Raw genomic sequence first — 20047 nt, 5'->3', positions numbered from 1 at the left:
CGTCACGACCGGAGATAGTTTATATATGAACGATCTCGCGTCAACGCCGCCCGAACCGACCGCGCGCCTGTCTGGCGACCAGGAGGGGATCGCTGAAGCGGCCGGGCTCCTGCGGTCCGGGCAACTCGTCGCTTTCCCGACCGAAACGGTCTACGGCCTCGGCGCCGACGCCACCGATCCGGCAGCCGTCACGCGCATCTTCGCCGCCAAGGAGCGCCCGCGCTTCAACCCCTTGATCGCGCACCTGCCCGATCTCGCCGCGGCGCGGCGGCAGGGCCGGTTCGACGCCTTCGCGGAGGCCCTGGCCTCGGCGTTCTGGCCGGGGCCGCTGACGCTGGTCGTGCCGGCGACGGAGGCGACCGAGGTCTGCGACCTTGCCCGAGCCGGCCTGCCGAGCGTCGCCCTGCGGGTGCCGGGCCATCCGGTTGCGCGGGATCTTCTCCAGGCCTTCGGGCGGCCGCTCGCCGGCCCCTCCGCCAACCGCTCCGGTCGGGTCAGCCCGACCTGCGCGGAGCACGTGCTGGCCGACCTCGACGGCCGGATCGCGGCCGTGCTCGACGGAGGATCCACGCGGGTCGGGATCGAATCGACCGTGGTGGCCTGCCTCGGCGGCACGCCGCGCCTGCTGCGGCCCGGCGGGATCACCCGCGCAGCGCTCGCCGCCGTGCTCGGCCAGGAACCTGAGACGGCGGGGGACGCCGATGCTGCGAGGCCCGCGGGGCCGGGCCTCCTCGCCTCTCACTACGCGCCACGGGCGCGGGTGCGCCTCGACGCCACCGCCCTCGAGCCGGGCGAGGCGGCCCTGCTCTTCGGCGGGGCACGGCCGGAGGGTCTGGCGGAGGCGGCCGCCGTGCTGGATCTCAGCCCCGACGGCGATCTCGGGGAGGCTGCCGCGCGCCTGTTCGGGGCGCTGCGAGACCTCGACGCCTCGAAGGCGCCCTGCATCGCCGTCTCGCCAATCCCAAAGACCGGGCTCGGCGAGGCGATCCGCGACCGCCTGAACCGGGCCGCCGCACCGCGCTGAAATTTTTTTCGCGACGCCGCGGAACCAGGGCCCGGCCGGGCCGTTCAATCATCACGAAGGCCAGTTCAGCCCCCAATGGCCTTTTCCCTTCAGAGGCTCGGAGTGATCCGAGCCTTTTTTCTTGGGCACTGTCCTCCCGGTCTCTCCCCGGGCTACGCCAGCTTGCTGGCGATCGTCGCGACATGCCGGCCCTGGAAGCGGGCGCCGTCGAGTTCGACCGCGCTCGGCCGGCGCGAGCCGTCGCCGTCCGCGATCGTGGTGGCGCCGTAGGGCGAGCCGCCCTTCACGGCCTCCACCCCGTTCTGGCCCTGGAAGCTGTAGGGCAGGCCGACGACCACCATGCCATGGTGGAGCAGCACGGTGTGGAAGCTCGTCAGCGTGGTCTCCTGGCCGCCGTGTTGCGAGGCCGTGGAGGTGAAGACCGAGCCGACCTTGCCGACCAGGGCGCCCTTCGCCCACAGGCCGCCGGTCTGGTCGAGGAACTGCTTCATCTGCGCGGCCATGTTGCCGAACCGGGTCGGCGTGCCGAAGATGATCGCGTCGTACCCGGCGAGCTCGTCGGGGCTGGCGACGGGCGCCGCTTGGTCGAGCTTGTAGTGGAACTGGCGCGCGACCTCCTCGGGCACGAGTTCCGGCACACGCTTGATCGTGACCTCGGCCCCCGCCTCGCGGGCGCCCTCGGCAGCGGCCTGCGCCATCTGCTCGACGTGGCCCCAGGACGAGTAGTAGAGCACCAGAACCTTCGCCATCGCGGCCTTCTCCTCGTGACGCGCTGCCTGCGGGCCTTGCGCCCGCGAGGCGCCTGTATCCTCCGCTTCGCCGCTTGCCGGAATGCCCTCGCTTGCAAGATCATGCTTGCATGATCGCAAAGAGCCCGCTCGCCTGGGACGATTTCCGCATGGTCAAGGCGATCGCCGACCGCGGGGCCCTCACCCAGGCCGCCGCCCATCTCGGCATCAACCACTCGACCGCGTTCCGGCGCCTGCAGCAGATCGAGGCCGCTCTCGGCACGACGCTGTTCGAGCGCCACCGGACCGGATACGTGGCGACGCCGGCGGGCGAGGCCATGGTGGCGGCGGCCGCGCGGATGGAGGCGGACGTGGCCGGCTTCGGCCGCGAGGTCGCGGACCGCGCGGACACGCCGGCCGGCACCCTGCGCATCACAGCGGCGGCCGGCTTCGTGGCCGAACTGCTCGTCCCGCTCGTCGGCCGGTTCCTGGCGCGCTACCCGGCCGTGCGCGCCGATCTCGTTGTGGCGGAAGAGGCCCTGAACCTCTCCCGACGCGACGCCGACGTGGCGCTTCGCGCCGGCATCGACCCACCGCCGACCCTGGTGGGGCGCCGCCTGTCCGGGATCGCCTGGGCGATCTACGGGCGCGCCGACGACGGCGCCGCCCTGTCCGGCCGCTGGGTCGGCCTCTCGGACTCGGTCGCGGGTGGGCGCTTCGCCCGCTTCGTGAGAGCGCGGGCCGGCGCGGACCGGATCGTCCTGCAGCTCAACACGGTGATGGGGCTGCGCGAGGCGATCGCGGCGGGGATCGGCGTCGGGCCGCTGCCCTGCTACGCCGGAGACGCCGATCCGACGCTGCGCCGCCTCGGCGAGCCCGAGCCGGACTTGGCAGCCGACCTCTGGCTCCTCACCCATCCGGGCCTACGGCACGCTCCCCGGGTGCGCGCCTTCATGGACTTCGCGGCCGAGGCCATCGCCGCGATGCGGCCCGCCTTCGAGGGAGCGCCGCCGACAGGGGGGCGGGAAAAATGCAACCTCGCGTAGATTTCTCTTCAATCACAATTTTCGCTGGTCGAATTGTCGCACGACTACAGGGCGGACCTGGGAAATTGACCTTTGTTAAGATCACGAATCCTTGACGCACAGCAATATTAGCGATTTGATAACCGGAATCCTCCAGAACAGTGCTTGTAGGTTCCCAAAAGGAAAACCTATCCCGAGATCTAGCGGACGCGTCTCGACGTCCATGATGTCGGCCGCAGTTCGGGAGGGAGGCCAACGATGTTCGAAGGTATTCGCGGACGATCCCGCAGCTCGGCTCGGCTCGCGGCTCTGGACGACGCAACGTTGACGGCCGAACTGGCGCTGGACGGCACGGTTCGGGCGGCCGGCGACCGCCTGTGCAGCCTCCTCGGCTACGATGCGCGCGAGATCGTCGGCCGGAACCACCGCGGATTCGTTGCCGGCGATGCGGTGGACGAGGCCCTCTGGACTGCCCTCGCCCGCGGTGAGCACCGGGAGGCGCTCGCGCAGGGCACGACGAAGGACGGGCGCACGGTCTGGCTGCAGGCCCTCTACCTTCCGGTGCGGAACCGGGGCGGCAAGGTGGAGCAGGTGATGCTCCAGGCGAGCGACGTCACGGACAGGGTCCGCGAGCGCCTCGACCTGAGAGGACAGATTCGTGCGATCGACAAGACGCAGGCCGTGATCCAGTTCGACCTCGACGGTCGGATCCTCGATGCGAACGCGAACTTCCTCGACGCCGTGGGCTACCGGATCGAGGAGCTGCGCGGGCAGCATCACAGGATCTTCATGGCGCCCGGCACGACGGGCCCGGATTACGAGGCGTTCTGGGCGCGCCTGAACCGGGGCGAGCCCCTGGCCGGCATGTTCATGCGCCACGGCAAGGGCGGCCGGGAGGTGTGGCTCCAGGCGAGCTACAACCCGATCCTCGACGCCGCCGGGCGCCCGTCCAAGATCGTGAAGTACGGCGTCGACATCACCGCCGAGCGCCAGCGGGACGCGGAGTTCCGCGGGCAGATGGAGGCCATCAGCCGCTCGCAGGCGGTCATCGCCTTCGCCGTCGACGGGACGATCCTGGAGGCGAACCGCAACTTCCTCGACGCGGTGGGCTATCAGTCCGGCGAGATCGTCGGTCAGCACCACCGGATGTTCGTCGACCCGGCCTATGCGGCAGGACCGGAATACGCGGCCTTCTGGGCCGATCTGCGCCGCGGAAACTTTCGCAGCGGCGTCTTCCAGCGACGGGCACGGAACGGCCGGGATATCTGGATCCAGGCGAGCTACAACCCGATCCTCGACGCCGCCGGCCGACCCTACAAGGTGTTGAAGTTCGCCGCCGACATCACCGCCGCGACCCAGGCCCGGCTCGAGGCCACCGACGCCACGCGCTACACCCTGAGCAACGTGCAGGCGGTGGCCGCCGCGGCCGAGGAGCTGAGCGCCTCCGTCACCGAGATCAGCGCCAACATGGCTCGCTCGAAGCGGGCGGTCGACGCGATCAGCCAACGGTCGCATGCGGCCGACGCCTTCACCCGGCAGCTGCGGGACGCGGCGCGCGCGATGGACGGGGTCGTGCAGACGATCACAAAGGTCGCCGAGCAGACCAACCTGCTGGCGCTCAACGCCACGATCGAGGCCGCCCGGGCCGGCGCGGCCGGCAAGGGCTTCGCGGTGGTCGCCACCGAGGTGAAGGCGCTGGCAAGCCAGACGACGGCCGCGACGGCGGAGATCTCCAGCCAGATCGCCCGGATGCAGACGGTCTCCGATGAGGTGGCCGAGATGCTGAACGCGATCGGCCTGACGGTGGGCGAGGTGCAGGACTACGTCACAGGCGTCGCCAGCGCGATCGAGGAGCAGAGCGCGGTCACCCAGGAGATCTCCGGCAGCATGCACGCGGCGGCGGGCGACCTCGGCCGGATCAGCAGCAGCCTCGATCAGCTGAGCAGCAACGCCGCCTGAGTGCCGCGCGATCGCGCCGCGACGGCGGCGTCGGGGTCGCGCTCAGCGGATCTCCGCCACCTCGACCTCCTGCCCGTTCACCTCGACCACATCGCCGACGCTCTTGCCGGTGATCGCGCGAGCGAGCGGGGCGACGTAGGAGATCGAGCCCCTGGCCGGATCGGCCTCGTCCTCGCCGACGATGCGGAACGTCTGGCGGCTGTCGTCCTCGCGCCGGACCGTCACGGTCGAGCCGAAATGCACGGTCTCGCCCTCGACCCGCTCTACGGGCTGGGCCGTGCCCTGGCGGGCGGTCCAGTAGCGCAGGTCACGCGCCACGCGGGCCTGTCCGGCCTTGTCGGCGGGATCGAGCCGGCCAACCTCGGCCTGGAGGCGCGCGACCTCGGCCTCGATCTGCGCGAGGCCCTCGGGCGTCACGAAGTTGGTGTGCGGGGAGATGGGGCGGTCGGGAAGATCCTCGAAGGCCTCCCCGCCCTCCTTCTCACGGACGAATGCGATGCTCATGAAGGCGGCAATGCCGCTGCCGGCTCCCCGGTTCCGGCGGCCGTGTCAGCCGATCGTCAGCACCGTGCGGCCCCGCACCTTGCCGGAGAGGATCTCTTCCCCGAGCCGCCCGATCTCCTGAAAGCCGACGCGGTTCGACATCGCGCCGAGCTTGCCGAGGTCGAGCTCGGCCGCGAGCCGCGACCAGGCCTCGCGGCGCTTCGGCTGTGGAGTGGTCACGCTGTTGATGCCGAGGAGCGCGACGCCGCGCAGGATGAACGGCGCGACCGAGGCCGGCAGGTCCATGCCCTGCGCGAGCCCGCAGGCCGCCACCGCGCCGTCCGCCCGTGTCCCCGCCAGGACGTTGGCCAGCGTGGTGGAACCGACCGCGTCGACGGCCGCCGCCCAGCGCTCCTTCGCCAGCGGCTTGCCCGGCACCGACAGCTCGGCCCGGTCGATGATCTCGGCGGCACCGAGCCCGCGCAGGTAATCGGCCTCCGCGTCCCGTCCCGTCGAGGCGATGACGTGCCAGCCGGCGCGGGCCAGCAGCGCGACCGCGACCGAGCCGACGCCGCCCGAGGCACCGGTGACGAGGGCCGGGCCGTGCTCGGGCTTGAGCCCGTGCGCCTCGAGCGCCATCAGCGACAGCATCGCGGTGAAGCCCGCCGTTCCGATCGCCATGGCCTGCTCGGGGGTCAGGCCCTCCGGCAGCGGCACCAGCCACGCGCCCCTGACCCGAGCCTTCTCGGCGTAGGCGCCGAGATGGGTCTCGCCGACGCCCCAGCCCGTCAGCACGACCGCGTCGCCGGGCCGGTAGGCGGGATCGTCCGAGGCCTCGACCACGCCCGCGAAGTCGATGCCGGGGATCATCGGAAACCGGCGCACCACCGGCGAGCGGCCGGTGAGCGCCAATCCGTCCTTGTAGTTGAGACCCGAATGCGTGACCCGGACGGTCACGTCGCCCTCCATCAGGTCGGCCTCTTCGAAGTCGCGGAACGTCAGGCTCTGACCGCTCTCGCCCCGCTCGACCACCCACGCCTTGAACGTCGCCATCTGCACCTCCCCAGGTTGCAGGTGACCTGTGGCGAGCACGCCTCGAATCAAGATCGCCGGGGACTGGCCCCGGCGATGCGAACGGGCCGGAGGAGCCGTGACTCAGTACCCGTCGTAGACGCTGCCGCGCGAGAGCCCGAGGCCGACGCCGATATCCGCGGCGCTCGCGCCCGCGATGCCCAGCGCGTCGGGGATCGAGCCGACCAGCGGGCCGGGACCGCCGACCGGACCGACCGGACCCGCTCCGTAGCCGGGGCCGTAGCCGCCGCCCGACGGCACCCAGCCGGCGCGCGCCGGAGCGACGAGGACGCGGCGGCTCACGGTGGCGTATTCGGGCGGGATCGTCTCGGGGATGGACTGGGCGGGTTGCACGAGCACCTGGCGGTGGCGCACGGCGAAGCGCGGGGGCGTCGAGACCCAGCAGCCCTCCAGCTCGCCGTACGGGCCGCGGCGGGTCGTCCAGACGCGCCCGCCGGGAGACACCATCACCTTCTCGGCGACCGTGTCGTAGACCGGCGGCGTGGTGCGATAGACGGTGCGTGGCGGGCGCACCAGCACGTTCTCCTGCACGGTGTCGAACACCGGCGGGGTCGAGACGTAGCGGTAGCAGGCGGTGCCGGCGCAGCCGCCGGCCTGGGCCGGAGCGGCGATGAGGACGGCGCCGGCGAGCGCGGCGATCGTGAGGGCTGTACGGGTGACCGGCGCGGTCATGGGTGGGCTTCCTCGGACGCTTGAGAAGGACGAAACGGATGCGGCGCTGCTTGGCGCTCATCTCGACGTCCAGAAGGCGTCCCGGTTGCCGTTCACGCAAGCTTAATTGCGACTCACGGTAAAATTAACCCTTGGTCGCGACTGCGGATTCGCACTTACGTAAGTATATCGACTTCACGAAAAGCTGTGCACATCAGGTCTGGCCGGGCTTGAGAGTGTAGAAGATGTGCCGGCCGATCACGTCCATCCGGCGCAGCCGGCGCGACCAGCCGGGCCTGACGTAGTCGGCGTGGTAGTGCGTCGCGGCGCCGACCTCGGCGAGATAAGTCCGCCCCTCGATCACCGACTGGGCGATGCGGGTCGCCGTCTGCCAGGAGCCGGAATCCGTGATCCGCAGCGACTTGCCCTCGCAGGCGAAGGAGAACTGGCAGCCCATGTAACGGTGCCGGTTCTGGTAGACGACGCCGCAGACATTCGTCGGGTAGAGCCCGCTCTTCACCCGGTTCAGCACGACCTGCGCCACGGCGGCCTGCCCGGCCTCGGGCTCGCTGCGCGCCTCGAAATAGACCGCCTCGGCGAGGCAGCGCTGCTCCTTGTCGAGCGCCTCGGGCGCGATCAGGTCGGCGTAGCGGGAGCGGGCGCCCTCCGGCGTGACGGGCGCGGCGCGCTCGGAGCGCAGGGGCGCCTCCGGCATCAGCAGACTCGCGGCAGCCACCTCGACAGGCGTCGCGTCGGCCGGTGCGGGCGTCGTGGAGGAGAGCGCGACGGCCCGGGGAACGGGGGGCGTCGAGCCGTCGTGGCGCAGCACGTCGCCGGCCGTGACGTCGGCGCTGCCCGCACCCGTCGAGGCGGCGCTGCCGGCGCCCGTGGTCAGCCCAAGGTCGGCCACCGGCACGAAGCCCTGGTCGGGATCGAGATCCGGGCTCCACGTGGCAGAGCCCGGCGTCAGCAGACCGCTCACATTGGCGGTGAGTTCGAGGTCGAGGAGCGAGGCCGGCCGCCGGCCGGAGCCGCTCGCGGGCCGCTCGAAGGACGGCAGGGCCGAGCGGCGCAAGGCTCCGAGCGTCATGAGGTCGGCCGGCAGGGCGCGGATCAGGTCCCGGTCCGGCCCCAGGATGCCGGGGCCGCCGGTGCCGGCATCGGCCGTGAAGGAGACCAGGAAGGCGGTGCCGGCGATCCAGGGAGCGACGGCGGCCCCGATCCAGCGCAGGCCGGTGGGGCGGCGCGCGCCCGCGTTGCGTCCACGTCTCGTCATCACGGCGCGAGCCATCCGTTACGCCACTGCTGCCGCGCGCCCGTGAGCACCGCCGGCCCGACGATTTATTCCGCCCGATGGTTTCGGGACGGTTAAGCCTGCCCGAGCGGACGTCGCGACCCGCCATGCCGCAGATTGTGGCGTCCGCGGCCCGACCATCCCAACCAACCCACTTGCACAAATGTCAATTTCATGTTGCCTTTCTAAACCTCAAGGAGATTATCGAGATGCCCACTAAGACTGTCGGTGGAAAAGTCAGCGCGAAAGGTACCTCGATTGGCACGGCAACCGGATATCGCAGTACGCGCGTGGAAACGGGTCGATACATCGTCGTCTTCGATCCACCTTTCAAAGATATCCACGGCTTCTCTGCGACGCAGATCTACAGCGAAGAGCAAGGATCGACTCTCGACAACGTCGTCGTTCAATCGATCGAGAACGGGCAGGTGCAGGTGAAGACCGGCGACAGCAGCGGCCATATGAGAGACAGGGAGTTCACTTTCGTCGCTTACGGCGAGGTCGCCTGACAGGACGACTCGAGCGATCCCTCTCGAACCTCGATCAGGCGAGGCGTGCATTCCCACGCCCTAGAAGCAAGCGCCGAATATCCTGTCGTTCCCGGACATGATCACCCAGTTGATCCTCCGGGCACCCGACGGATTCGAGAGGGGCGCCGTACGCCGTGATGCCGCCGGCCGCACGGCTCGCATGATGTCCCGAGCGCGCAGCTTCGGGATGCGGGTCCGCTTCGGCTATGGCAGAACGCCGCCGCATGACGCCCTACGTTTCCTGCGCGCCTGACAGACTCTACCCGCCCGCCGGCTCGATCGACGCACCGGAAGCAGTCGCGGACCTGAGAGCGGCAGGCGCTGCCGCCGCAGTTCTGGAGGAACTCTACCCGGCTTGGCGCTACGACTGGCCCATGCCCGAGACGCTGCACCTGCACGACGTGCCGGCGCCCCCTGCGATGCGGCTCAGATTTTCCCGTTCAGGCACCGGCCATGCGCCCGCCGTGCTGCTGGTGCGGCTCGACCAAGCGGTGCTCCTGCGCAACGTCCTGTATATTGGGGAGCTCGGGCGACGGCGCGTGATCTACGAGAGCCACCGCCCCGAGGAGCGCGCGCTCTCGGGCGCGCTCGAGCCGGAGGTGGCCGCCGAGGATTTCCCGACCGGGACCGGACCCTGCCTCTATGTCGGCAACCAGGGCTCGTTCAATTACGGCCACTGGCTCTGCGAGGACCTGCCGCGGCTCTCCGCTCTCGACGTCCTGCGGGCCCGATACCCGGGCGAGAGAATCACCCTGCTGCTGCCGCGCCAGGACTGGCACAACAACCGGATGCGCGAGCGCTCGGTGCGGCTCTGGCTGGGAGACGCGCGCGACGTGGTGCTCCGCTTCATCGACCCGGAGACGGCCTACGGCTTCCCGCAACTCCACTGGGTCACACCGATCCGCCACCTGGGCCTCGCCAAGTCGCCGGACGCGCTGGCACGGCTTGACGCGGTGTTGCGGAGCCGTGTGGGCGGCCTGCGGTCGGCCGCGCTCGGTCCCCGCCTCGCCGCGCTGCTGCATGGACGGCGGCGGCTGCGCCTGTTCGTCGACCGCAACCGGCTGCGCCAGCGCGAACTGCTGAACCGAGCGGCAATCCTTCCCCTCCTGCGTACCCGCGGCTTCACGATCGTCGATACGGAGCGGATGGAGGTCGCCGATCAGGTCGCGCTGTTCGCGGCGGCCGAGGCGGTCGTCGGCATCAAGGGCGCGGGCCTCGTCAACACGGTGTTCAGCCCGCCCGGCACCCCGGTGGTCCACCTCGCGCCCGAGACCTTCCAAGACCCCTATTACCGCGACATCGCGGCCGCCCGCGCCCAGCCCTACCACGTGCTCTACGGGACCGCCGCGCCGGGCGAGCGGCGCGACCACCTCAGGGATTTCACAATCGCGCCGGACGATCTGGCAGCGGTGCTGGACCAGCTGAGGCTACGCTAGAGCATCGTCTTTTCCCGAAAGCCGGCAACCACCTTTCGGGACGATGCTCTAGCGCAACCTTGGCCGGCCGCGCGGGGTGCCGGTCACTCCGTGGCGGAGCCTCGGAGCGCGCTCGACGCCCTCCGGATGCCGTAGGACTTCATGCGGGAGGCCAGCGTCGTGGGCGGCAGGCCGAGCAGTTCGGCGGCGCCGCCCGGGCCGAAGACCTTGCCGCCGCACAGGGCGAGCGCCTCGGCGATCTCGGCCCGGTCGCGGGCGCGCCGCTCCGTCTCGCTCCGGGGGCGGTGTTCGGGCGCCGCGGTCACCCCGCCATGCCGGACGAGCGCGACGGGAGCGGGTTCCTCCGCATCCGGCAGGTCAAGGCGCAGGCGGCCGCGCTGGGCCAGGATGACGCCGCGCTCGACGACGTTCTCCAACTCGCGCACGTTGCCGGGCCAGTCGTAACGGATGAGGCGGCGCACATCGCCCTCCGTCAGACGGGGCTCCGGCACGCCGAGACGCTGCGCAGCCCCGGTGAGCATGTGCTGGGCGATCAGCGGGATGTCCTCCGGACGCTCGCGCAACGGTGTCGCGCCGATGGGGAAGACGTTGAGGCGGAAGTAGAGGTCCCCGCGGAAGCGCCCGCGGCGCACCTCCTCCTTCAGATCGCGGTTCGTCGCCGCCACGAGGCGAATGTCGACCGCGCGGGTGCGCTCCTCGCCGACACGCTCAAAGGAGCGCTCCTGCAGCACCCGCAGGAGCTTGCCCTGCAGGTCGAGGGGGATCTCGCCGACCTCGTCGAGGAACAGCGTGCCGCCGTCGGCGAGCTCGAAGCGCCCGACCCGGTCGCGCAGCGCGCCCGTAAAGGCGCCGCGGGCATGGCCGAAGAACTCGCTCTCGAACAGCTCGCGCGGCACGGCGGCGCAATTGACCCGGATCAGCGGGCGCTCGCGGCGGCGGCTCGCCTCGTGGATCGCGCGGGCGATCAGCTCCTTGCCGGTGCCGGATTCGCCGGTGACCAGCACCGTGGCGTCGGTGCCCGCCACGAGGTCGATCTGGCGCCGGATCGCCTCAATGGCCGGGCTCTTCCCGATGATGCCCTGGTGGTGGCTGCCGGCCCGGATCTCTTCCTTCAGGTAGGCGTTCTCGAGTTCCAGCCGCTCGCGCAGGGAGACAACCTCGGCCAGCGCCTGCCGCAGACGCTCGTCCGCCTCGCGACGCTGGCTGACGTCGCGGAACACGATGACGGCGCCGACGAGCGCGCCGCGGTCGCGGATCGGCGTCGAGGTGTACTCGACCGGAAAGGAGGTGCCGTCGCGGCGCCAGAACACCTCGTCGTCGACCTGATGCACCGCCCCGTCGCGGAAGGCGGCGTAGATCGGGCAGTCCTGGTGGGGATAGTGGCACCCGTCCGGGTGGGTGTGGTGCACGGCGCTGTGCATGTCCCGCCCGACGAGATCGGCCGCCGACCAGCCCAGCATCCGCTCGGCGGCCGGATTGACGAAGGTCGTCACCCCCTCGGCGTTGACACCGTAGATGCCCTCGCCCGCCGCGCGCAGGATCAGCTGGTTCTCCCGCTCGATGTCGCGAAAGATCCGCTCCATGCGCTGCCACTCGGAGAGGCCGGCGCGCATGTGCCGGTCGGCCTCGGAATCGACCTGGCGCTGGCGACGCTCCTCAAGGTCGAACAGGGTGACGAGGACGAGCCCGTCCGGCAGGACAGTGCCGGCGGCCTCGATGCTGAGTGCGCGGCCGGCCCCATGGCGCGGCGTCAGCGCGCGGGTCCACCAGCGCCCCTTGGCCAGGACGCCCTGCGTGAACACGATCAGCGCCGGAAGCTGTCCCGGATGCAGGGCGCTCGCCGCCATGCCGCGCAACGCGGACCGCTCGTAGCCGAGCAGGCGCGCCGCAGCGTCGTTGGCATCGAAAATCCGGTCGGCATCCGGATCGAGCACCAGCATGGCCTCGACACCCGCCTCGAAGACGGGCCCGAAGCCGGGATCCGGCGGATTGCCGAAGGACACGTCAGGCATCACGAGATCTCGTCGTCGAACTACGAAAATTCGTATTACACGAGATTTCGTAGCTTTGCAGGATTACCCCAACTCATTCGTGCAGAAGGATGTTTTCGATCTTCTCCGCTTGGCACACGCCTTGCCAAACCCTTCGCGTCCCGAACCGCGAGGCGCAGATGGCTCTGTTCGACAATCCCTTCGATGCCAAACGACGCCTCGCCCGCGGAGGCTGCTCCTGCGGCGCCCATGCGAGCCAGGCCGCCCACGATGCGGCCGAAGCCACACCGACGGGCGAGGCCGCGCTGGAGCGGGCGGTCGAGGGTGCGGTGATGCGCGCGCTCTTCCCGCACGACGCCGAGCGCCGCGCCTTCCTGCGCAGCGTCGGGGCCGCCACGGCGCTCGCGGCGGTGAGCCATTTCTTCCCGACGAGGTTCGCCGCCGAGGCCTTCGCGCAAGGGGCCAAGCCAGAGAAGACCGACCTCAAGGTCGGCTTCATCCCGATCACCTGCGCCACGCCGATCATCATGGGCAAGCCCATGGGCTTCTACGAGAAGCAGGGTTTGAACGTGGAGGTGGTGAAGACCGCGGGCTGGGCGGTGATCCGCGACAAGACCCTGAACAAGGAATACGACGCCGCCCACATGCTGGCGCCGATGCCGATCGCGATCTCGCTCGGCCTGGGCTCCAACCCGCAGGCCTACACCATGCCGGCGGTGGAGAACGTCAACGGCCAGGCCATCACCCTGGCGATGAAGCACAAGGACCGGCGTGATCCGAAAGACTGGAAGGGCTTCAAGCTCGCCGTGCCCTTCGATTACTCGATGCACAACTACCTGCTGCGCTACTACCTGGCGGAAGCGGGCATCGACCCCGACACTGACGTGCAGATCCGCGCCGTTCCGCCGCCCGAGATGGTCGCGAACCTGCGCGCCGACAACATCGACGGCTTCCTCGCCCCCGATCCGGTGAACCAGCGCGCGGTCTACGACGGCGTCGGCTTCATCCACATCCTGTCGAAGGAGATCTGGGACCGGCACCCGTGCTGCGCCTTCGCAGCCTCGGAGGCCTTCATCCGGGAGACGCCGAACACCTACGCGGCGCTCCTGCGGGCGATCATTCAGGCGACCGCCTACGCCTCGAAGACCGAGAACCGCAAGGAGATCGCCGCGGCGATCGCGCCGGCGAACTACCTCAACCAGCCGCTGACCGTCGTGGAGCAGGTGCTGACCGGCACCTTCGCGGACGGCCTGGGCCAAGTGCGCAAGGTGCCCGACCGCGTCGACTTCGATGCCTTCCCCTGGCAATCCTTCGCGGTCTGGATCCTGACCCAGATGAAGCGCTGGGGTCAGCTCAAGGGCGACGTCGACTACGCGGCCGTGGCCAAGCAGGTCTACCTCGCTACCGACGCCGCGAAGCTGATGAAGCAGGACGGCTTCACCCCGCCCGAGGCGACCACCAAGACCTTCGCGGTGATGGGCAAGACCTTCGACCCGGCCAAGCCGCAGGAGTACCTGGACTCCTTCAAGATCAAGCGGGCGAGCTAGAGCCATGGCGCGCAGCCTCAACCTCCGCGCCGGCGTGCTCGCGCTGGCGCTGCTCGCCGCGCTCCTGCTCGTCTGGCAGATCGCGGTGAGCGGGACCGCCAAGACCGAGGCGATGGATCCCGAATACGCCGCCCTGATGGGCGCCACCGCCACCACCGGCAAATCCGCCATGCCGGGGCCGCTCGATGTCGGCGCGACGATCTGGAAGCACCTGAAGGACCCGTTCTACGACCGCGGCCCGAACGACAAGGGCATCGGCATCCAGCTCGCCTACTCGGTCGGGCGCGTCGCGCTCGGCTACGGGCTCGCGGTGCTGGTGGCGATCCCGGTCGGCTTCCTCATCGGCATGTCGCCGCTGATGAGCCGGGCCCTCGACCCCTACATCCAGATCCTGAAACCGGTCTCGCCGCTCGCCTGGATGCCGCTCGCCCTCTACACGATCAAGGATTCGAGCCTCTCGGCAATCTTCGTGATCTTCATCTGCTCGCTCTGGCCGATGCTGATCAACACGGTGTTCGGCGTGTCGAGCACCCGCAAGGAGTGGCTTAACGTCGCCCGGACGCTGGAGGTCGGGTCGATCCGCCGGGCCTTCACGGTGATCCTGCCGGCGGCGGCGCCCACCATCCTCACCGGCATGCGGATCTCGATCGGCATCGCCTGGCTCGTTATCGTGGCGGCCGAGATGTTGGTCGGTGGAACCGGTATCGGATACTTCGTCTGGAACGAGTGGAACAACCTCTCGATCACCAACGTGATCACCTCGATCCTGGTGATCGGCCTCGTCGGCATGGTCCTCGACCAGCTGCTCGCCCGCGCGCAAGCCCTCGTCACCTTCCCGGAGTGAGGCATCGGATGAGCACGCTTCTTCCGTTCGTGCGGCGCGCGTCCGGCGCCGCTCCCGACCCCAATGCCGGGACCGGCCGCATGTCGAATTCCGAAAAATTCATCTCGATCGAGGGGATCGCCCGGCGCTACCCGGCGCCCGGGGGCAAGAAGGGTGGGAAGACCACCACGATCTTCGAGGACCTCTGGCTGCCCATGCGGCGCGGCGAGTTCGTCTGCATGATCGGCCATTCGGGCTGCGGCAAGACCACGGTGCTGAACATCCTGGCGGGGTTGGAGGCGCCCTCCGACGGCGCGGTGATCGTCGACGGGCAGGCCATCGCGGGCACCAGCCTCGACCGCGCCGTGATCTTCCAGGGCCACGCCCTGCTGCCCTGGCGTAGCGTGCTGGGCAACGTCGCCTACGCGGTCTCGTCGCGCTGGCGGAAGGCGCCGCGGGCCGAGATCGAGGCGCGGGCCAAGCGCGCTATCGCGACGGTTGGGCTCGCGGGCTCCGAGCACAAGCGGCCATCCGAGCTGTCGGGCGGCATGAAGCAGCGCGTCGGCATCGCCCGCGCGCTGTCGATCGAGCCCAAGATCCTGCTGATGGACGAGCCCTTCTCTGCGCTCGACGCGCTGACTCGCGGCACGCTCCAAGACGAGGTGCGCCGGATCTGCGTCGAGACAGGCCAGACCGTGTTCATGATCACCCACGACGTGGACGAGGCGATCTACCTCGCCGACCGGATCGTTCTGATGACGAACGGGCCGGAGGCTAAGGTCGCCGAGATCGTCGAGAACCCGCTACCGAAGGACCGCGACCGCACGCAGCTCCACCACGCCCCGGGCTACTACGCGTTGCGCAACCACCTGATCGACTTCCTCGTGACGCGATCGAAGACCCTGCGGGACACGATGCCCGCGGACTACGACCCCCGCCACCCGCCGGTCGTCCGCCCCGCGCTCAGCGAGGCCGACGCCGCCGCGATCGCGGCCGAGCCGCCCGCCCGCCGGGCCTGAGCCGGCCGCACCGTTCCGGTCTCCGGGCACTACACCGCGCCGCCCCTCGACGGCCGGTGTCCGGGACCGCGCCCCGCGAGGGGTGGGACGGCGGGGGGTGCGACACGAGCCGCCCGTCGCCGTCCGATGCCGAACCCCGACACGCGCCGCCCCGCCGGGGCAGGCCCCATCCGGAGAGAACCGATGAAGCGCGAAGACCTCACCGAGAAGCTGCTCGACATCAAGCGGGAGAAGGGCTGGACCTGGAAGTACATCCAGGACGAGATCGGCGGGATCTCGCCGATCCTGATCACCGCCGCCTGCATGGGCCAGATGAAGCTGCCCAAGGCCCAGGCCAAGAAGGCGGCCGAGCTGTTCGGCCTCTCCCAGGCCGAGGAGCGGATGCTCAACGAGGCGCCCTACCGCGGCTCGATTCCCCAGATGCCGCCGACCGACCCGCTGATCTACCGCTTCTACGAGCTGGTCATGGTCTACGGCACGACCTGGAAGGAGCTGATCCAGGAAGAGTTCGGCGACGGCATCATGTCGGCGATCGACTTCAACATGACCATGGAGCGCGAGCCCAACAACAAGGGCGACCGGGTCAAGATGAACCTCTCGGGCAAGTTCCTGCCGTACAAGTACTACGGCAACGAGGAGGGCGTGCCCGAGTACGGCTTCAAGGAAGGCTGAGGCCGGGATGGCCGGCGCCGGTTCGGCGCCGGCCTCGTCGCATCGCTTCCGCGCGTGATCGAGCCCGCCGCTCGGGAGCGCGGTCGGCTGCCATCGAACCGACGATCGCAGGTCGAACCTGGGACGCCGGGCGTCCGGCTGGTCCGCCTAAAGGCAGGGATCCTCCGCCGCCTCCAGCCGGCCGCTGGCGATCGCGGCGCGGAACAGCGCGTGATCGGCCTCGTTGCGGTCGCCGTAGGCTTGGGCCCAGTCGGCGACGGCCTCGCGCAGATCCGTGTTGCCGTCGCGGCCGCAATAGCCGCAGATCGCGGCGGCGTCGCCGGTTCGGGCATGCGCGCGGGCGAGCAGCGCGCCGTAGGCCCAGGAGAAGGTGAGGAGCGGCTGGCCGCGCATGCAGGCGACCGGGATCTCGCCCTTCATGTTCTTCATCTGGCGCACGTAGTACGGCCGGTCCTCGATCGTGGTCCAGCCGAGGAGCGGATCGCCGACCGCCTGCAGCAGGCGCTGGCCGTGGATCACCCGCTCGCCCTCGTGGCCGGCATAGGGCTCCGGCATGCCCGGCAGATAGGGCGCGTGGGCGGGGCGCACGGCCTCCTTCACCTGAAGGAAGAGCACGTCCTGGTCCGAGTTGCCGCAGAGCAGCGCGAGGTAGGCGCGCGTGCCGACGCTGCCGACGCCGACCACCCGGTGGGCGACGTCCACCACATGGTAGCGGCTGAGCATGAACCGGCGCTCGCGCGGCAGGGTCTCGGCGTAGTGCTCTAGCCCGGTGATCACCGCCTCGCGCACGGAATCCGCGACGGGGGTGAGGATCGGCGGGTCGTCGCGCAGGCGCCACGCCCCGTCGATGCGGCGCTCGCCCACGCTGTCGAGCAGGCTGCGGTTGTGGCGCTTGCGCGCCTTGGCCACCGCCTTGCGCACGACCTCCTGCGAGTCCTCGTCGATATCGATGCCCGAGATCGCGAGCTGGTCGGCGCGGGTGACTTGATACCAGACGTCGAGCGAGCCCTGGGGCGCCAGTTCCGTCATGGTGTGCTGATAGCCCGAGACCGCCGCGATCACGGCGCGGCGGCGATGCTCGCCCGGCACGTCGTCGATCCGGGTCGCGACCTCGATGCTCGCCGCGAGCCGCTTCAGGTCCCATTCCCAGGGCCCGACCGTGACCTCGTCGAAATCGTTGAGGTCGAGCACCACGTCGCGCTGGGGCGTTCCGAACAGGCCGAAATTGGAGATGTGGGCATCGCCGTTCATCACGACGGAGATCCCGCTCGTCGGGGTGCGGGCGAGATCCCAGGCCATGACGTGCGCGGCGCCGCGCAGGAAGGCGAAGGGGGAACTCGCCATGCGGGCGACGCGCAGCGGGATCAGATCGGCCTGACGGCCCTCGTGCGCCCGCTCGATCAGCGCGACCGGGTCGGGCCGGTCGTCGGCCAGGTCGAGAGCGGCGTGCGCCTCGTGCGGGACGGCCTCGCGCAGGGCTTTGCCGGCAGCGCGCCGCTTCTCCCAGGGTTCACCGCTGCCGCGCAGATCGATTCGCGGGTAATCCGCCAGCGGCTCCAGCACGACATCCTCAGCCGGGCCGTCGCCGTCCTGCGCCTGCATGTCCTCAGGCCTGAGGCCGCTCTGCCGATCCATGAGATCCCGTTCCGTCCACGATCCGCATCTAGGGAGCCAAAATCACGCGCCCACAGGGATGACGTCGCACCATCACACGTGTCTACCCGCAAAGCGTTGCCGGAGAACCAATGGGGACGCCGCGCGTATCCCCGGTGTAGCGGCCGAACGATCCGGCCAGGGGGCGATACGAGGATGATGGACCGACCGCGTCGCGGCAGCGTTGACCATGCCGAGACCGATGACGCGACAGAGATCATTTACCGTGCGAGCGCGACGCCGCGCGACATGGACTGGCAGACGCCGACCGCCGACCGTGAAGCACTCTCCCTACCCTGTCCGTCGCTACGCCGCAGCGTGCCCTCCCGCCCGGAGGGAGGCCGCAGGCTGCGGGAACTGTTCGCCGCCATCGCCGCCCCGCACCCCCTGCTCTGGCTTGCAACGCTGGGGCTGATCATCGTCGATGCCGTCTGGCTCGCCGCCGCCGACATCCGGCTCGACTCGGCCGCGCCGCTCGCGCTTGCGGCGTTGGTCATCGCATTGCTGGGGGCGGCCGCCTGCCTCGGTCCGATCAAGTCCGAGCCCTCGCTGCGGGCGATGGCGCTGGCGAGCGCCGCCCTGATCGCCTTCACGGTGCCGGCCGCCATCCTGCACTACGCCGCCGCGACGCTCGGCCTGCCCCTCATCGACGGCGCGCTGGCGCGGGTGGAGCGGACCCTCGGCTTCGACTGGCCGGTCTACGTGGCGCTCCTCGCGGCCCATCCGGATCTGAACTGGTGGTTGTCCCTGGCCTACCACACGAGCGGTCCGCAGATCGCGGTGGTGGTGATCGTCCTCGCGGCAACCCGCCGCCTCGGGCGCCTCTGGGCCTTCGTTCGCCTATTCTGCGCCACGCTGCTCTGTGTGATCGCCGTCTCGGCCCTGCTGCCCGCCGCGGGCGCCTTCGCGCACTACGCGCCCGCCACGGTCCCGCCCGCCGGGATCGAGACGGTCGGCGCGCTCTGGCACCTCGACGCGCTGGAGCGGTTGCGCGCCGGCACCTTCGACAGGCTGGCGCTCGGCGACCTGCGAGGGCTCGTGACCTTCCCCTCCTTCCACGTCTGCCTCGCGATCCTCACCGCGTGGGCGCTGGGGCCCGTGCGGGTCGTCGGGCCGCTCGCCCTTCTGCTCAACGCGGCGGTGATCATTGCTACGCTCGGGTCCGGCGGACACTACCTGGCCGATCTCGCGGGCGGCGCGGCCGTGGCGCTCGCCGGCCTCTGGCTGCACGGCGGGCGGAGCGGGCCGCTCGCGCACGGGAAGGGTCGGGACGGCGCGCAGGCGCTCTTGGCCGCGAGCCCAATAGTATCAGGAACCTAGAAAGCAACGCTTGGTTGCACTTGCGACGACCCTGCCACCGCCGCGGTACCAGGGGATGCGTCCTTCAACCGGGAGTCCCCGATGCTGCGCCGCGAATTCCTCGTGCACATGATGACGGCCACCGCTGCCCTCGCGGTGACCCGGACGGCGATCGCCCAGCCGACGCCCGCGGGCGCACTGCCGACGCCGGCCTATCTGGAGATGGCCACCAAGGGCGGCCTGTTCCTCGAGAACACCGCTCGCGACGCATTCGCCAAGACCCGCAACCCCGCCGTGAAGCGCTTCGCGCGGGCCGAGGTGACCGAGCAGGTCAACCTCGCCAACCGGATCGACGGCTACATCGGCGGCGCGCCCGTCGCCGTGGGCCGGCCCGGCGTGGGCGGCGTAGTGGGCGGCCTCGTCGCAGCCCCGTTCGCGGTGGCGGGCGGCGCGGCCATCGCCGCGACGGGGATTGCCGGGGGCGTCGTGGGCGGCGTGCTGGGCATCCCGGGCGGTGCGGGCAGCGGACAGCCCGGCGGCATGACCACCGACGCGCAGAAGCAGCAGATCCTGGGTCAGCTCACGAGCATGGAGCCCGGACCGCAATACGACGCCGCCTTCGTGGCCGCCTCGCTGCAAGGCCATCGCGAGGCCCGCATGATCCACGGCAGCTACGCGCAGACGGGCGAGGATCCGGGCCTGCGCCGCATCGCCCGCGGGGCGCTCCCGCTGATCGACCTGCACATCGCACAGCTCTCGCGGATGCAGGGCGGGACGGGCGGCCGGGAGGGCTGAAGGCACCTCAAGGTTGCCGGCCGGCC

General features: G+C 70.4%; 18 protein-coding genes. 11 read left to right on the top strand and 7 right to left on the bottom strand.

The annotated features are described in order from the left end of the window. The first annotated feature begins 25 nt into the window (after window positions 1-25). Window positions 26-1024 (top strand): L-threonylcarbamoyladenylate synthase, encoded by a 999-nt coding sequence (locus DK427_RS10655; protein ID WP_109951236.1) that lies wholly within the window; start codon window positions 26-28, stop codon window positions 1022-1024. 152 nt (window positions 1025-1176) lie between these two features. Here the strand turns inward: DK427_RS10655 and wrbA are convergent, their stop codons facing one another. Next, window positions 1177-1773 (bottom strand): NAD(P)H:quinone oxidoreductase, encoded by a 597-nt coding sequence (gene wrbA / locus DK427_RS10650; protein WP_109951235.1) that lies wholly within the window; start codon window positions 1771-1773, stop codon window positions 1177-1179. A 110-nt stretch (window positions 1774-1883) separates the two neighbouring features. Between wrbA and DK427_RS10645 the strand changes: the two genes are divergently transcribed. After that, window positions 1884-2798 (top strand): LysR family transcriptional regulator, encoded by a 915-nt coding sequence (locus DK427_RS10645; RefSeq protein ID WP_109951234.1) that lies wholly within the window; start codon window positions 1884-1886, stop codon window positions 2796-2798. Window positions 2799-3101: 303 nt separating this feature from the next. Beyond that, window positions 3102-4736, top strand: a complete 1635-nt coding sequence (locus DK427_RS10640) for a PAS domain-containing methyl-accepting chemotaxis protein (protein ID WP_162559771.1) — start codon at window positions 3102-3104, stop codon at window positions 4734-4736. A 42-nt stretch (window positions 4737-4778) separates the two neighbouring features. Here DK427_RS10640 and greA read toward each other — a convergent pair whose 3' ends face one another. The 4 genes from greA to DK427_RS10620 all read right to left on the bottom strand — a co-directional run bounded on the left by greA (window position 4779) and on the right by DK427_RS10620 (window position 8241). Next, window positions 4779-5240 (bottom strand): transcription elongation factor GreA, encoded by a 462-nt coding sequence (gene greA, locus DK427_RS10635; protein ID WP_109951232.1) that lies wholly within the window; start codon window positions 5238-5240, stop codon window positions 4779-4781. Between the two features lie 45 nt (window positions 5241-5285). Then, window positions 5286-6272, bottom strand: a complete 987-nt coding sequence (gene acuI, locus DK427_RS10630; RefSeq protein ID WP_109951231.1) for an acrylyl-CoA reductase (NADPH) — start codon at window positions 6270-6272, stop codon at window positions 5286-5288. 102 nt (window positions 6273-6374) lie between these two features. Further along, complete coding sequence (locus DK427_RS10625) at window positions 6375-6983, bottom strand: hypothetical protein (protein ID WP_109951230.1); 609 nt, start codon at window positions 6981-6983, stop codon at window positions 6375-6377. A 193-nt stretch (window positions 6984-7176) separates the two neighbouring features. Further along, window positions 7177-8241, bottom strand: coding sequence for a cell wall hydrolase (locus tag DK427_RS10620; RefSeq protein ID WP_425452580.1), 1065 nt, complete (start codon window positions 8239-8241; stop codon window positions 7177-7179). Between the two features lie 122 nt (window positions 8242-8363). On the opposite strand from DK427_RS10620, the gene DK427_RS26270 reads away from it, so the two are divergent. Together DK427_RS26270 and DK427_RS10610 are read left to right on the top strand one after the other, a co-directional pair. After that, window positions 8364-8765, top strand: a complete 402-nt coding sequence (locus DK427_RS26270) for a hypothetical protein (RefSeq protein ID WP_162559770.1) — start codon at window positions 8364-8366, stop codon at window positions 8763-8765. 245 nt (window positions 8766-9010) lie between these two features. Next, on the top strand, window positions 9011-10222 hold the full coding sequence (locus tag DK427_RS10610) for a glycosyltransferase family 61 protein (RefSeq protein ID WP_162559769.1): 1212 nt from the start codon (window positions 9011-9013) through the stop codon (window positions 10220-10222). A gap of 83 nt (window positions 10223-10305) precedes the next feature. On the opposite strand, the gene DK427_RS10605 is transcribed toward DK427_RS10610, so the two are convergent. Next, window positions 10306-12162 (bottom strand): sigma-54 interaction domain-containing protein, encoded by a 1857-nt coding sequence (locus DK427_RS10605; protein WP_245931004.1) that lies wholly within the window; start codon window positions 12160-12162, stop codon window positions 10306-10308. Between the two features lie 230 nt (window positions 12163-12392). Here DK427_RS10605 and DK427_RS10600 point away from each other — a divergent pair, with 230 nt between their 5' ends. From DK427_RS10600 to cynS, 4 genes are all read left to right on the top strand, one after another. Then, window positions 12393-13760 carry a CmpA/NrtA family ABC transporter substrate-binding protein gene (locus DK427_RS10600; protein ID WP_109951225.1) on the top strand — a complete coding sequence of 456 codons (1368 nt, stop codon included), beginning with the start codon at window positions 12393-12395 and terminating at the stop codon, window positions 13758-13760. Window positions 13761-13764: 4 nt separating this feature from the next. Then, window positions 13765-14604 carry a nitrate ABC transporter permease gene (gene ntrB / locus DK427_RS10595; RefSeq protein WP_109951224.1) on the top strand — a complete coding sequence of 280 codons (840 nt, stop codon included), beginning with the start codon at window positions 13765-13767 and terminating at the stop codon, window positions 14602-14604. Window positions 14605-14612: 8 nt separating this feature from the next. Further along, entirely contained in the window at window positions 14613-15602 is a 990-nt protein-coding gene (locus tag DK427_RS10590; protein ID WP_162559768.1) for an ABC transporter ATP-binding protein, read from the top strand. 183 nt (window positions 15603-15785) lie between these two features. Then, complete coding sequence (cynS, locus tag DK427_RS10585; RefSeq protein ID WP_109951223.1) at window positions 15786-16274, top strand: cyanase; 489 nt, start codon at window positions 15786-15788, stop codon at window positions 16272-16274. 147 nt (window positions 16275-16421) lie between these two features. Here the strand turns inward: cynS and DK427_RS10580 are convergent, their stop codons facing one another. Continuing rightward, window positions 16422-17909 (bottom strand): DUF2252 domain-containing protein, encoded by a 1488-nt coding sequence (locus tag DK427_RS10580; protein WP_109951222.1) that lies wholly within the window; start codon window positions 17907-17909, stop codon window positions 16422-16424. A 174-nt stretch (window positions 17910-18083) separates the two neighbouring features. Between DK427_RS10580 and DK427_RS10575 the strand changes: the two genes are divergently transcribed. Next, complete coding sequence (locus DK427_RS10575) at window positions 18084-19247, top strand: phosphatase PAP2 family protein (protein WP_245930883.1); 1164 nt, start codon at window positions 18084-18086, stop codon at window positions 19245-19247. Between the two features lie 81 nt (window positions 19248-19328). Continuing rightward, entirely contained in the window at window positions 19329-20021 is a 693-nt protein-coding gene (locus DK427_RS10570) for a DUF4142 domain-containing protein (protein ID WP_109951221.1), read from the top strand. The last annotated feature ends 26 nt before the right edge of the window (window positions 20022-20047 follow it).

Source organism: Methylobacterium radiodurans (genome assembly GCF_003173735.1).
Lineage (GTDB): Bacteria > Pseudomonadota > Alphaproteobacteria > Rhizobiales > Beijerinckiaceae > Methylobacterium > Methylobacterium radiodurans.
The sequence above is the reverse complement of the archived record's forward strand: the minus strand, read 5'-3'. Positions and strand labels throughout refer to the sequence as shown.

Coding starts and splice junctions, on each gene's coding strand:
- DK427_RS10655 (WP_109951236.1), top strand. CDS start 26: ATGAACGATCTCGCGTCAACGCCGCCCGAACCGACCGCGCGCCTGTCT.
- DK427_RS26270 (WP_162559770.1), top strand. CDS start 8,364: ATGCCGCAGATTGTGGCGTCCGCGGCCCGACCATCCCAACCAACCCAC.
- ntrB (WP_109951224.1), top strand. CDS start 13,765: ATGGCGCGCAGCCTCAACCTCCGCGCCGGCGTGCTCGCGCTGGCGCTG.
- acuI (WP_109951231.1), bottom strand. CDS start 6,272: ATGGCGACGTTCAAGGCGTGGGTGGTCGAGCGGGGCGAGAGCGGTCAG.
- DK427_RS10605 (WP_245931004.1), bottom strand. CDS start 12,162: ATGCTGGTGCTCGATCCGGATGCCGACCGGATTTTCGATGCCAACGAC.
- DK427_RS10570 (WP_109951221.1), top strand. CDS start 19,329: ATGCTGCGCCGCGAATTCCTCGTGCACATGATGACGGCCACCGCTGCC.
- DK427_RS10625 (WP_109951230.1), bottom strand. CDS start 6,983: ATGACCGCGCCGGTCACCCGTACAGCCCTCACGATCGCCGCGCTCGCC.
- DK427_RS10645 (WP_109951234.1), top strand. CDS start 1,884: ATGATCGCAAAGAGCCCGCTCGCCTGGGACGATTTCCGCATGGTCAAG.
- DK427_RS10575 (WP_245930883.1), top strand. CDS start 18,084: ATGATGGACCGACCGCGTCGCGGCAGCGTTGACCATGCCGAGACCGAT.
- cynS (WP_109951223.1), top strand. CDS start 15,786: ATGAAGCGCGAAGACCTCACCGAGAAGCTGCTCGACATCAAGCGGGAG.
- DK427_RS10610 (WP_162559769.1), top strand. CDS start 9,011: ATGACGCCCTACGTTTCCTGCGCGCCTGACAGACTCTACCCGCCCGCC.
- DK427_RS10590 (WP_162559768.1), top strand. CDS start 14,613: ATGAGCACGCTTCTTCCGTTCGTGCGGCGCGCGTCCGGCGCCGCTCCC.
- DK427_RS10600 (WP_109951225.1), top strand. CDS start 12,393: ATGGCTCTGTTCGACAATCCCTTCGATGCCAAACGACGCCTCGCCCGC.
- greA (WP_109951232.1), bottom strand. CDS start 5,240: ATGAGCATCGCATTCGTCCGTGAGAAGGAGGGCGGGGAGGCCTTCGAG.
- DK427_RS10580 (WP_109951222.1), bottom strand. CDS start 17,909: ATGGATCGGCAGAGCGGCCTCAGGCCTGAGGACATGCAGGCGCAGGAC.
- wrbA (WP_109951235.1), bottom strand. CDS start 1,773: ATGGCGAAGGTTCTGGTGCTCTACTACTCGTCCTGGGGCCACGTCGAG.